Genomic DNA, 13156 nt, shown 5'->3' on the forward strand with positions numbered 1-13156 from the left:
AGAGGTGGAATTCACTATGGATGAAACACAATTACGCGATTTAATTCATCGCATTATTCAAGAAGAAATGGATCCCAATCGGATTCCAATTGGGGTGTCTAACCACCATATTCACTTGACGGAAGAAGATTATCACATTCTGTTTCCACACCAAGAAATGGAAATTTTTAAGCCTCTTAAGCAGCCTAAAGAATTTGCTTCCAAGCAGGTTGCCGACATCGTGGGACCTAACGGGCGGATTGAACATGTCCGGATTCTAGGCCCTTGCCGGAAGCATTCTCAAGTCGAAATTGCTCGCTCTGAAGCCATTCAAATCGGCGTTGACGCTCCCATTCGGTTGTCTGGTCATTTAGATGGTGCGCCCAGTGTTAAGTTGGTTACGCCGGATGGAGAGGTTACGGTTCAAGGGGTCATCATTGCCAAGCGGCACATTCACATGAGCAATGACGATGCCAAACGTTTCGGCGTCAAGCTAGGAGATACTGTTTCGGTCGAGATTGATTCCGAAAATCGAAAGACTATCTACAATGATGTTATCTGCCGGCCCCGCGAAGACTTTATCTTAGAAATGCACATTGATACGGATGAAGCCAACGCAGCCAATGTTGGTCGTAACACGGTGGGACATTTGATCAAGCCTCAACACTAGAGGGATGACCAGTCGTTTGAATTCTAATTGAAGTTGGTGATTAACTTGGATTCTTTAGTTGAAAAGGTGATGGCCCAGTTAGCCAAACGGCAACATCAACAATATGACTGTACCTATCAAGCAACCGTGTCGGTTCCTGATACCCAGATCTTTTTAGATTACGCGACCGTTGTAATTACCAATGTTTCGATTGAACTTTTGACGGCACTCTACCGGTTAGACACGGACAATGCTTGGGTTGCTTGGATTTTGCAAGGAATCGATTACCAAGTCACTTTTCAACTTAGTTTGAATGAACTTGCGGTTCACTTTATTCCACGCAAGATGTTGTTAGACTGGCCAATTCTCTTCATTACCAATCGTCATCAGCTAGTGCAGGCGTTGGCCCACCGGGTCGTGACGCGTCAGGATCTGGCAGCCATGCCGGACAAATCCTTGGTGGTTGTAACCAGAGACCAGCACCTGACGGCTGAAGCAACTGATTTACTGGCTGCTAAAGACATGAAACTACAAACAAGGACTGATGAAGATTGTATATGGCAAAAGTAGTAGGGAGCGTGGTTTCCACGCAGAAGGATCCGTCGTTGGTTGGACGGAAACTAATGATCGTGCAGCCAGTTAACTCTGATGGTCAGTCGGTCCGGCACCAAGAAGTGGCTGCTGATTCAGTTGGGGCTGGTGTTGGTGAATATGTTCTATTAGTTCGCGGTGCCGGTGCCCGGCGTGCCAGTCAGCTGGATGACGGGTTACGGGACGTCAATGATTGCGCCATTGTGGGAATTATTGACCGCTTCGATAAGTAAAGGTAAGTGAATTTAAATGCCAATTTATACTAAGGGTGGCGACAAAGGCACGACTAGTTTGTATGACGGGCAACGGGTAAAAAAAGATTCCTTGCGGGTTGAAACTTACGGAACCTTCGATGAATTGAATGCAAATATCAGTCTCGCAGACAAATTGTGTGTCAATCCAAAGAATAAGGCCATCTTACAGCGTGTCGAATATAAGATGTTCTTTTTACAAGGCGAAATCGCCACACAGAACACTCAAAAATTTTTGGAAAATAGCCGGACAATTTCGGATGATGACGTTCATGAGCTTGAACAAATTATCGATCACTATACGACAGAATTGCCCAAGGTCACAAGCTTTATCCTCCCGGGTGCAAGCCTGGCGGGGGCCCAACTCCATATTTGCCGAACGGTGTGTCGACGAGCAGAACGTCAATTTGTACGCTTCAGTACAGATACGGACGTTCGACCAGTTCTGGAACGATATATCAATCGGTTGTCTGACTTTATGTACATCATGGCCCGTTCCGAAGACCATGAGGCGTATGTCCAACAAGTGACAAATGAAGTGCTGAAACGGTATGCACAAGCAGTGGGGCGATAAATAATGGATGAAGAACAGTTAACTCAAATTATTCGTGACGTGATTGCTAAACAAGGAGGAGAAACGATGAACAACTTATTTGATCGTCATAAAATGGAAAAGGTAATTGACGCAGCTGTAGCACGCGCCGATGAACTGAAAGTTGGGGTATCCATCTGCTTGATGGATCAGGCCACTAACGTTCAGATGTTCTATCACATGCCGAACGCCAACCTGGTCAGTTCAACGCTGGCTCCTAAAAAGGCTTGGTCCGCCATCGCGATGAAAGAACCAACGAAGGACATCAGCAAAGATATCCAACCTGGTGCCCCTCTTTATCAGATGGAAACCATGCTGGACGGTAAATTAGTTTCTTTCCCTGGCGGTATTCCATTGGTCCTGGACGGGACACCAATTGGCGCGATTGGTGTCAGTGGTGGCTTAATTGAAGAGGATCAATCAATCTGTGAAGCAGCGGTAGCTTCCTTTATGAAGGAGAGTAAGTAGGCATGGCAGAAAATATTGAGGCACAAATCAGACGAATTTTAAATGAAGAGCTCCACCAGTCTGGGACCAGCAATGGCCCGGCTGCTGGCAATGGGCATAACGGAATCTTTAAGACGGTTGACGAAGCGATTGCTGCGGCGAAAATAGCGCAAGAAGATTATGTTGATCAACCAATTTCCATGCGGAACAAGGTTCTAGATGCTATTCGTGAGGGTTTCCGGCCTTACATCCAAAGTATGGCAGAACGTATCTACAAGGAAACCGGCATGGGAACTGTCGAAGCTAAGGTTGCTAAGCTCCACAACGCCCTGTATAACACACCAGGTCCTGAAATTTTACAACCAGAAGCCGAAACTGGCGATGGTGGCTTGGTCATGTACGAATATGCACCATTTGGTGTCATTGGAGCGGTCGGTCCTAGCACTAATCCTTCCGAAACTGTGATTGCCAACGCTATCATGATGTTAGCCGGTGGAAATACGGTTTACTTTGGTGCCCATCCAGGTGCCAAGGACATCACACGTTGGACAATTGAAAAGTTAAACGAATTGGTTGCTAAAGCTACAGGATTACATAACCTGGTGGTGTCAATTGAAGAACCTTCCATTGAATCCGTTCAGGCCATGATGAAGCATCCCGACATTGCAATGCTCTCTATCACGGGGGGGCCTTCCGTGGTTCACCAAGCCCTAATCAGTGGTAAGAAGGCGGTTGGTGCCGGTGCTGGTAACCCACCTGCCATGGTTGATGCAACGGCGAACATTGCGAAGGCTGCGCACAACATCGTTGATTCTGCTGCTTTTGATAACAATATTCTGTGTACCGCAGAAAAGGAAGTTATCGTGGAAGCCAGTGTTAAGGATGATTTGATTACGAAGATGCAAGAAGAGGGTGCCTTCCTAGTTACTAACATGAACGACGTCAACAAGTTGGCGGACATGACCATCGGGCCTAAGGGAGCCCCTGACCGGAAGTTTGTTGGGAAAGCTGCCACCTACATTTTGGATCAAGCAGGAATTCATTATACGGGTAATCCAAAACTGATTATTATGGAAACCGAAAAGGATCACCGCCTTGTCACGACCGAAATGTTGATGCCAATTTTACCAGTTGTCAGCTGCCCTGACTTTGACCACGTCTTAGCTACCGCGGTTGAAGTTGAGCAAGGTTTGCATCATACGGCTTCGATTCATTCCGAAAACTTGCCTCACATCAATAAGGCAGCGCACCGGATGAACACGTCGATTTTCGTGGTCAACGGTCCAACCTATACTGGAACGGGTGTCGGTGCAGCCGGTGCCCATGCTGGGGCCTCAGCTCTGACGATTGCTACGCCAACTGGTGAGGGGACCGCAACGGCGAAAACCTATACGCGTCGTCGCCGGTTGAATTCACCAGAAGGCTTTTCATTGCGGACTTGGGAGGCGTAAAGCCATGGAAGAAATTCAAATTCCAACCAAAATTTATTCGGGAACAGATAGTTTAGACCGGCTACAGGACTTACACGGTAAGACTATCTTGATGGTTTGCGACGCCTTCTTACCAAATACGCCGACACTGAAAACGATTTGTGGTGAACTCGATAGTAGTAATCAGATTGAAATTTTTTCTGACGTGAAGCCTGATCCACCGTTGAAAAACATCATGAAGGGGGTTGAACAGTTCACAACCCTTAAACCCAACGTCATGTTAGGCATTGGAGGCGGTTCCGCCATTGATACCGGGAAAGCCATTCGCTTCTTTGGTGAAAAGATTACGAACACTTGTCTGGATTGCTTTATTGCCATTCCAACGACCAGTGGAACTGGTTCCGAAGTCACGAATACCAGTGTAATTTCCGATACCGAGAACCAGCGAAAGTTCCCCATCATGGAGGACTATTTGACGCCAGATATCGCGTTATTGGATCCACAACTGGTCATGACGGCACCCAAGAGTGTCACAGCATACTCTGGGTTGGACGTCTTGACCCATTCCTTAGAATCGTTAGTTGCTAAGGGAGCTAATACCCTGACGGATGCCTTGGCTGAAAAGGGCGTGGACGTGATAACCCATCATTTGGTCACCTGCTACAAACATGGGGACGACACCGTTGCCCGTAAGGTCGTGCATGAAGCTTCCTGTGGTGCCGGTATTGCATTCAATAATGCTGGTTTAGGGTTCTGCCACGCGCTAGCCCATCAACTAGGGGCCAACTTCCACGTACCTCATGGCTTGGCTAACGCAATGTTGTTGCCTTATGTAGTCAGCTACAATGCGGAACACGACGAAGTAGCGATGCACAAGTATGCGATTGCGGCGAAGAAGGCTGGTTTAGCTCCGCAAGGTATGGCGGACCGGGTTGCTATTCGGCGGTTGATTAATCAAATTCGATTGATGATGCGTCAGATGGATTGTCCAGCCACCTTACAGAGCTTTGGTATTGATGCTAAGGACGCGTTAGCCGCAACGGATACGATTGTGGCTAATGCTAAGTTAGACGCAACTTTCCCAGGAAATCCAGTAGTTCCAAGTGACGAAGATTTAGCGGCAGTTTATCACCAAATTATTAAATAACGGATGACGTTATACAAAGAGGGAATCACATTATGTCACAGAAGATTTTAGCCATTAATTCAGGTAGTTCATCCCTGAAATTCAAGCTTTATGAATTATCGGAACAAACGGTTTTGGCCAGTGGTCACGTTGATCGTATTGGCCAACGGAATAGTACGTTTACATTTGAGATTCACGGACAAAAAACTATTCAAGCGGAGAAGATGGACGACCACCTTGCCGCGATTCAAACCGTGGTGAATGGTCTTTTGACCAGTCATGTGATTGAACACAAATCAGAAATCATAGCGGTGGGTCATCGAATCTCACATGGTGGGCGTTTCTACACGCATCCGGTTAAGGTTGATGCTGCAGTGAAGGCTAAGATCAAGGAACTCTCTGTATTATCGCCTCTCCATAATCCTGTGAATCTTGCTGGAATCGAGGCATTTGAGAAAATTTTACCAGAGGCAGCGGAGGTCGCCACCTTTGACACGTCTTTTCATTACACGATTCCTCCCAAGGCTTACATGTATGGTCTACCGTACAATTACTTTAAAGATTACGATATTCGGCGCTATGGGTTTCATGGCCCGTCGCATGAATACATTGTCTTGAAGGCCCGGGAACTATTCGGGGCTCAACAGACGCGTCGGATGATTACGTGTCATCTGGGGAATGGTGCGAGCCTGTGTGCCGCCCTCGATGGAAAATCCGTGAATTCTTCCATGGGATTTACACCTCTGGCAGGGCTCTTGATGGGGACCCGTTCGGGTGATATCGATCCAGAGATTATTCCCTTTATCGAGGAACGCTTCCACATGTCTTCCGAAGACGTGCGTAAAATGCTTAACCAAGATTCGGGCTTACTCGGCCTGTCAGGATTATCGAATGATGTACGTGACTTGAATCAGGCTGCTAAAGCGGGTAATCAACGCGCTCAGTTAGCTTTGGACGTTTATGTTCATCAGATTCAACAGTACATTGGCGCCTACACAACTGACCTGAACGGACTAGATATGCTAGTCTTCACGGCTGGCGTCGGGGAACATTCCGCCATGATTCGGCAAGCGGTCTGTGCACAATTAGCGTTCCTGGGTGTTAAATTGGACGATGAGAAGAATCGAGCTAACGCGTTGCGAATTGATGCGCCGAATAGTCGGGTTAAAGTGGCGGTGATTCCGACCGATGAGGAAGCTATTATTGCACGGGACATCAAGCAAGTTTTAGGCATCAAATAACGTGTTGTTAGGAGAAGGAGGCGGCAAAGATGACCAGAAATATTGATCGGACGATTCAAGAATATGTTCCGGGCAAGCAGGTTACCTTGGCCCACATCGTCGCTAATCCCACTCAGGATATCTATGATAAACTTGGGATACAATCACCGAAAAATGCGTTGGGGATCCTCACAATTACACCAGCTGAGGCGTCGATTATTGCTGGGGACGTTGCGACTAAGGCTAGCAACGTTTCGCTAGGCTTTATTGATCGGTTCAGTGGCTCCGTGGTGATTGTTGGTGAAGTTTCAGAGGTTGATTCGGCGTTACATCAAGTAATTGAAACGCTTCATGACCTTCTAGACTTTGATATTCCAACGATTACGCGTACTTGAGGTGTTCAGCGATGGTTAATACAAGTCAGTTTAAGTTTGATAAGCAACAAACGATGCGTTGCGGACTTCAGGTCCGGAACGCTTTCGTTCTAGCACCGTTAGATTTGCAGTTATCGTTGTTTGATGGGACCGTTAGTCGTAATGACCTCTGGTTTCATCAACGACATAGTCAGACGGTTGGTCTGGATATTGTGGGGTCTGCCTACGTAAATGTGTGTGCCAGTACGGCAAGTGGATCGATTAGCGTGGCGACTGATGACACCGTTGCGGGCTTACATCAGTTGGCGCAACGGATTCATCAGCAGGGGGCCCGCGCAATTCTGCAACTTTCCCATGCGGGTCAACGAGCATATGTGGATTATCGATATTGGACGGCGATGGGGCCGAGTCCCACGGCAACGTCTGTGGCAATGAATCGCTTTGAGATTCAACAAGTTATCAGTGATTTTGGTCGTGCAACGGAGCGGGCGATTCAAGCGGGCTTTGACGGCGTTGAGCTTCAAGGTGCCAACCGGTTTTTGCTCCAGCAATTTATGTCCCCCTATACGAATCACCGCCAAGATGAATTTGGTGGTTCACTGGCCAACCGGGTTCGGGTTCCAATTCAAATTGTACAGCGTGTGCAACAGGTGGCCGCACATACTGCACAGCGTCCCTTTGCAGTTGGTTATCGGCTGTCCCCTGAAGAGCGCCAGCCAGGTGGACTTCGGCTCATTGATACCTTGGTCTTAGCGCACTTGCTAGAAGCTTTGCAGATTGACTACTTAAGCCTGTCATTGCATCAATACCACCAACCGGCCGTGACGGGATATACTGTTGCACCGGTGATTCAGATTTTCCACGACCAGCTTAAGACGTTACCCTTAATGGTTGCGGGTGGAATTCGAAATCAACGTGATTTACTAACACTGGCAGAAGAGAGTCAGTGGGTAGCTTTGGGTAAACCGATGATCTTTAATCCAGATTGGCCGAAAGACCGACGTTGCGATATTGAGCAGACGCAATCGATGATTTCAGCAGAAGACCTAGGTATCAGTCCTACCTACGTCCGGCAGCTATTACGTAAGGGAGGCGTCGTAAGATGACCATTAAACCGGCACGCGTATTGACTATCACGGGAGGGTTTAATTTTCGTGAGTTAGGTGGTTATTCCACGGTGAATGGTGCAACGGTTGCGTGGCACCGACTCTTACGAACCGCCCATTTAAGTGATTTGACGGCCAATGATTGGCGAGACCTTCAGGCGTACGGCGTGGGACAGATTATCGATTTACGTTCTAGGGCTGAGAGGCGTCAGTTCCCAGATATGCCGCAACCCGGGGTTACGATGCATGTTATTCCGGTTTTTGACAATGATGAGACGGAAAGTTCGACAGCCGCCGCACAGACGCACCGTGAATTTTCGATGAATCCAAATGGGGGATACCGGCGTATGCTGTACGTTTATCGTCGGTTAATTATTAACCCAGGCGCACAACGTGCTTATCGCCAGTTGTTTGAGACACTACTGACAACGCCGAAGAATATAGCAACGATTTTTCACTGCTCCGCAGGAAAGGATCGGACGGGAATTGGAGCCGTATTTATTCTCAGTGCCTTGGGAGTGCCCCGCAAGCAAATTCTTGCCGATTATCTCTTAACGAATCCAGCCTCGACACAACACATTGAGGCACGGGTAGAGGATGCGAAAAATCGATACCGAACAATAGCCTTTCAACAATCGATTCGGGATCTTGCCTCCGTGAACGTAGATTACCTGCAACAGGCCCTGATGCTTGTAGATTATCAGTACGGCGGGATGCAAGCGTATTTGCAGGGGGTCCTTGGAATGACCCCGCAACGGCAACAAATTCTCCGTCAATTATATCTGACGCGAAGATGCGACTGACGGGGATTCGCACGTGAAAAGGAGGTGTTAACGATGAAAAAAATTGGTTTGATTGCGGGTAGCTTACGGCAGAAATCGTTAGCGCGACAATTAGCAAGAAATCTCGGAAGTTTGTTGCCCAGCGAATTATTACCAGTATGGGTTTCAATCGATGACCTGCCCCTTTATTCTGATCACTTAAATGACCAGGCACAACGAGCGTGCGGAGATTTTTTGACTCAAATCGCTGGCTTAGATGGCTTTTGTTTGGTTACCCCCGAAATCAATCATGAAATGCCCGGCTGCCTCAAGAACGCTTTGGACATTGCTTCGGCGACGAAACAAGGGAATCTATGGTTGGGAAAGCCGGCCATTATTGCTAGTGTTTCGACGGGGACAATGGGTGGTATTAGTGCGAGCGCATCTGTCAAGCAGGTAGCGTTAACGATAGGCCTTCGGGTGATTCAGCCCAGTGAACTTTATTTTGGGGATCTTCCCAATCTGCTGGCCCCGTCAGGGCTGTTGCGAGCTGATCAAGAAACTTTGAGTTTACTTGAACTGTCAGTGACGCATTTAGCGACGGCCTTGGGGGTCCAACACCCGTTAAACTTTCATCTTACTGACCAACAATTGACGTTGGTTCGAGGGGAAAAAGAGGTCGGAACTGCTGATCTGACAATTGAGGGTGACCTATTGACGATTAAAAGAATCTTGATTCCTGAGGTGAGTCGTGGTCAAGGAATTGCGGCCCAGGCAATGGTCAGATTATTGGTCATTGCGCAGTTGTTTAGCTGGGCTATCGTTCCAGAATGTGCATACGCTCGGTGGTTCTTTGACCACCACGTTGCAGCTCAGCGGTTACTAGCGCAGAATGATTAAATGTTAGTTATATGCACTCTAACGTGACGATGGCAAGTTGGCCAGCGCCACGTTTTTCGTTCAGTCACTAGCCGAACCCACATTATCCGGTAGGTCTAAACCTTTTCGTGACTTATGATAGGCGACGAAGAGGGTGAGGAGATTGAAGTTGACGACGCAGGCCCTTTCAGGGACGGGGATGCTGATTACCTTAGGCATCGTTTATGGTGATATTGGAACATCGCCCTTGTACGTAATGAATGCGATTCTGGGGCAGAGCCGGCAACCCACTGGAACGAGTTCCAGTGCCCTGTTGGGTAGTATTTCGCTAATCTTTTGGACATTGATGTTGATTACAACCATTAAATACGTGATCTTGGCGATGCACGCAGATAACCGTAATGAGGGTGGTATTTTTGCCTTATACGCGTTGGTACGTGAACAAGCGGCTTGGTTGATTGGTCCCGCGCTAGTGGGTGGTGCCGCTTTGTTAGCGGATGGGACACTGACGCCGGCGGTAACTGTAACGTCTGCCATTGAAGGACTCAAAGGGCAGAATCTAGGCTTTTTAAGCATTGGTGAGAACCAAGGTGTCGTCTTAGGTATTGTAACGGGAATTTTACTGGGCTTGTTTATGATCCAACGGTTTGGAACCGCACGGATTGGTCGCTCGTTTGGCCCCATTATGCTGGTATGGTTCAGCTTTATTGGGGGCGTTGGTGGCTACAATTTATTAGCGGCTCCCGGTATCTTGCGGGCCCTCTCGCCCGTATATGCCTTGCAGTTTTTGATTAGTCCAGCTAACCGGCAAGGTCTCTTTATCTTGGGAAGCATCTTCTTAGCGACCACCGGTGCCGAGGCCTTGTATTCTGATATGGGGCAGGTCGGTCGTCGTAACATTTACGCGACGTGGCCCTTCGTATATACGATGCTAATGCTCAGTTATCTGGGCCAGGGGGCCTGGCTACTACGGCATCCCACATTGACCACAGTCCAGCTGCATCACTTGAACCCGTTCTATAGTATGGTGCCCAGTCATCTGTTAGTCTTGGCGATCATCTTAGCGACGTTAGCTGCTATTATTGCCTCACAGGCGCTGATTACCGGATCCTATACCCTGGTGCACGAAGCCATTGGACTCAAGCTCCTGCCGAAGCTACGGATTAAGTTTCCGGGAAATGAGATTAGTCAACTGTATATCGCCACGGTTAACTGGCTACTGTGCGGCATTACGTTGAGCATTGTCTGGTATTTTCAGACGTCGGCGCACATGGAAGCCGCCTATGGCTTAGCGATTACATTGACCATGTTGATGACGACCCTCTTACTGCACGCCTTTTTGCGCCCTCAGCATCCGTGGGGTGCTCGGTTCTTTCTGGTCGGATTTGGGACGTTGGAGAGTCTGTTTCTGTTGGCCAGTCTGGTGAAATTCTGGCACGGTGGCTACGTGACTCTGTTCTTGACCCTCGTGATTTTAGTCGTTATGGTCTTTTGGTACGAGGGAAACCGGCGTCGAGACGCCAACCTTCAACAGACGGAGTACGTGCCGTTATCGGCGTTTATCCCGCAACTACAGAAACTGAGTCACGACGCGGAGGTCCCATCGTTTGCGACCAACCTGGTTTATATTAACCGGGTCCGCTCTAACTTAGCGATTAAACGTGCGGTCATTTACTCCATCTTAGATCAGCAGCCTAAGCGCGCGCGGGTCTACTGGTTTATCACGGTCAACGAAACGGACAATCCGGACGATTGTTACTACACGGTCAACATGCTGGGAACGCGTAACGTGGTGGACGTTCAGCTCTACTTAGGATTCAAGAAGCCTCAGCGGTTGAACGTCTACTTGCGCCAAATCGTAAACGAGCTCCTAAACGATCACTTGATTGATCCGCAAACGCCACACTATTCCAGTGTGCCGCACCGCCGCGTTGGCAACTTCAAGTTCATCATTTTGAATCAACAGTTCCAGGACCTAAGTGCGCACGACCTGTCTTGGTTGGACCACTTGTTGATCGGTGGGCGGTTGCTTCTGCAGAAGATCACGTTATCTTCTGCACGGTGGTACGGCCTGGAATTCAGTGACGTGATTGAGGAAAAGGTTCCGTTATTTATTGGGCAACAACCCGATTACAGTTTAAAACAGAAAAAAGTAACCCATTAGATGGACGCAAAAGGGGGACCCACCAGTAACGGTGCGTCCCCCTTTTGGGGCGAATCTGTTCTGTTATGAACTTAGTCTTCGTCAGTTGACGTGACTTGGTCGCGCTTCTGCGCGTTACGGTAGAAGATCCACGCAACGGCACCGAAGAAGATTGGTCCGATGATCGTCCAGAAGGCGGTCATGTAATCTTGTTCCAGAATTGGTTGTAAGCAGGTGAAGCCAATCCCACCCACTAGGATAATCATGACAATCGTGGTGATGGTGTTGGTCCAACCTTTGCTGGTAAAGATTTCGAAAGGCCGTTCCAGATCAGTACGCTTCTTGAAGAATGGGAAGGCCCCAATCAAGAAGAGGTAAGGGAAGGACGTGGAGACGTTCCCCATGTCGGTCAGAATCAGGTAGAACTCGTTGGCGGCTGAGCCCCCGAAGGCAACTAAGAAGATGAAGACGGCCACGATAGCGGCTTGAATCCACATCGCATAGGCCGGCATCCCGACTTTGTTCAGCTTAGTCATCTTCTTAGGCCACAGGTTGGGGTTGGACCCTAAGATGAAGGACTTCAACGGTGAGTAGATCAGAACGAAGAAGGACCCCATGTAAGCCATAAACATACTCAACCCCGTTAATCGGGCGAATAGATGACCTAAGCCCACGGCCGTTCCAGCTGAAACGCCCAGAGAATGCCCTAAGACCAGTCCTAAGTTGTTCATTAAGACGTAGGTGATATTCCCCAGGTTGACTTCACTCTTACCTAAGATTTGGGTCCAGTTGGTGCTGACCCCCCACAGGAAGATGGAGACGGAGTACATGATGGTAATGGCAATCGTGGAAATGATCAGTCCCTTAGGGAAGGTCTTTTCCGGACGGTCCATGCTATCCGTGATGCCCCCCATGGATTCCATTCCGGCGTAGGCGAAGACCGCATACGTGACGAAGGAAATCAGGGCCATTGGCGACGAGAAGGATGGATTTGGTGAAGCAACGAAGCTGTGGGCCCCGTGAATGGGTTCTGCTAAGACACCCTTATTTGCGACCAGGATCACGATGCTGGCAATGAAGAAGATGGCCGTCAGGAACATCACGAACATCCCCCCAATCGAGGAGATTTTGGCAATGGAGCTGACCCCACGACTAGCGAAGAAGGTGACCACGATAATCCACAGAATCCCTAAAAGTCCGATGGTCTGAGTTGAGGTCAGGCCGAACAGGGACCAGGTCTGGGTCTTATCGCTCCCTGAGATCAGTGTGGAGAGGGGAATCCAGACCTTGCTGGCCGTGGAAAGCATCCAGATGATCCAGGAGGATAACCAGATGAAGGTCCCGATAAAGGCCCACTTCTCACCGATGGACCCCGCTAACCAGGAGTAGATTCCTCCTTTAGCTTCCTTAAAGGCGGAGCCGTATTCGGCCATCATTAAGGCACTAGGTAAGAAGAAGAGCAACGCTGCAAGGACGTACCAGATAATACTGGCGTAGCCCATTTGATCGAAAGCCACCGTTGTGTTGGCGAAACCGTAGATGGCGGTGAAAATCATTAAGATTAAATTGGCGAGTTTAATCTTTTTCTGTTTTTCCATGATAAATATC

14 protein-coding genes are annotated in these 13156 nt (G+C 48.6%); 13 read left to right on the forward strand and 1 reads right to left on the reverse strand.

Annotation, left to right across the window (positions count from 1 at the left end; translation table 11 throughout):
* Positions 1-16: 16 nt before the first annotated feature.
* From RIN67_RS06060 to RIN67_RS06120, 13 genes are all read left to right on the forward strand, one after another.
* Entirely contained in the window at positions 17-649 is a 633-nt protein-coding gene (locus RIN67_RS06060) for a phosphate propanoyltransferase (protein WP_056943684.1), read from the forward strand.
* A gap of 36 nt (positions 650-685) precedes the next feature.
* Positions 686-1198, forward strand: coding sequence for a PduM family microcompartment protein (gene pduM, locus RIN67_RS06065; RefSeq protein ID WP_264999063.1), 513 nt, complete (start codon positions 686-688; stop codon positions 1196-1198).
* Positions 1186-1452 carry a EutN/CcmL family microcompartment protein gene (locus tag RIN67_RS06070; RefSeq protein WP_275452880.1) on the forward strand — a complete coding sequence of 89 codons (267 nt, stop codon included), beginning with the start codon at positions 1186-1188 and terminating at the stop codon, positions 1450-1452. The genes pduM and RIN67_RS06070 overlap by 13 nt, the downstream gene beginning before the upstream one ends.
* Before the next feature lie 16 nt (positions 1453-1468).
* Positions 1469-2044, forward strand: coding sequence for a cob(I)yrinic acid a,c-diamide adenosyltransferase (locus tag RIN67_RS06075; protein WP_107738914.1), 576 nt, complete (start codon positions 1469-1471; stop codon positions 2042-2044).
* Positions 2045-2047: 3 nt separating this feature from the next.
* Positions 2048-2530 carry a GlcG/HbpS family heme-binding protein gene (locus tag RIN67_RS06080; RefSeq protein WP_264998975.1) on the forward strand — a complete coding sequence of 161 codons (483 nt, stop codon included), beginning with the start codon at positions 2048-2050 and terminating at the stop codon, positions 2528-2530.
* Positions 2531-2532: 2 nt separating this feature from the next.
* Positions 2533-3960, forward strand: coding sequence for an aldehyde dehydrogenase family protein (locus RIN67_RS06085; protein ID WP_264998974.1), 1428 nt, complete (start codon positions 2533-2535; stop codon positions 3958-3960).
* Between the two features lie 4 nt (positions 3961-3964).
* Positions 3965-5086, forward strand: a complete 1122-nt coding sequence (locus RIN67_RS06090; protein WP_264998973.1) for a 1-propanol dehydrogenase PduQ — start codon at positions 3965-3967, stop codon at positions 5084-5086.
* A 32-nt stretch (positions 5087-5118) separates the two neighbouring features.
* Positions 5119-6306 (forward strand): acetate/propionate family kinase, encoded by a 1188-nt coding sequence (locus tag RIN67_RS06095; RefSeq protein ID WP_264998972.1) that lies wholly within the window; start codon positions 5119-5121, stop codon positions 6304-6306.
* A 29-nt stretch (positions 6307-6335) separates the two neighbouring features.
* A complete protein-coding gene (locus tag RIN67_RS06100) occupies positions 6336-6680 on the forward strand; it encodes a BMC domain-containing protein (protein WP_056943676.1) in 345 nt (114 codons plus the stop codon).
* An 11-nt stretch (positions 6681-6691) separates the two neighbouring features.
* Complete coding sequence (locus tag RIN67_RS06105) at positions 6692-7765, forward strand: oxidoreductase (RefSeq protein WP_264998971.1); 1074 nt, start codon at positions 6692-6694, stop codon at positions 7763-7765.
* The gene (locus RIN67_RS06110; RefSeq protein WP_264998970.1) at positions 7762-8568 is read left to right on the forward strand and encodes a tyrosine-protein phosphatase; all 807 of its coding nucleotides are present in this window, start codon (positions 7762-7764) and stop codon (positions 8566-8568) included. The genes RIN67_RS06105 and RIN67_RS06110 overlap by 4 nt, the downstream gene beginning before the upstream one ends.
* A 33-nt stretch (positions 8569-8601) precedes the next feature.
* On the forward strand, positions 8602-9426 hold the full coding sequence (locus RIN67_RS06115) for an NAD(P)H-dependent oxidoreductase (protein WP_264998969.1): 825 nt from the start codon (positions 8602-8604) through the stop codon (positions 9424-9426).
* A 178-nt stretch (positions 9427-9604) separates the two neighbouring features.
* A complete protein-coding gene (locus tag RIN67_RS06120; RefSeq protein WP_390894555.1) occupies positions 9605-11569 on the forward strand; it encodes a KUP/HAK/KT family potassium transporter in 1965 nt (654 codons plus the stop codon).
* Positions 11570-11640: 71 nt separating this feature from the next.
* On the opposite strand, the gene yjeM is transcribed toward RIN67_RS06120, so the two are convergent.
* Complete coding sequence (gene yjeM, locus RIN67_RS06125) at positions 11641-13146, reverse strand: glutamate/gamma-aminobutyrate family transporter YjeM (protein ID WP_264998968.1); 1506 nt, start codon at positions 13144-13146, stop codon at positions 11641-11643.
* Between the last annotated feature and the right edge of the window lie 10 nt (positions 13147-13156).

Origin of the sequence: Levilactobacillus namurensis, from assembly GCF_032197885.1 — a bacterium.
GTDB lineage: Bacteria > Bacillota > Bacilli > Lactobacillales > Lactobacillaceae > Levilactobacillus > Levilactobacillus namurensis_A.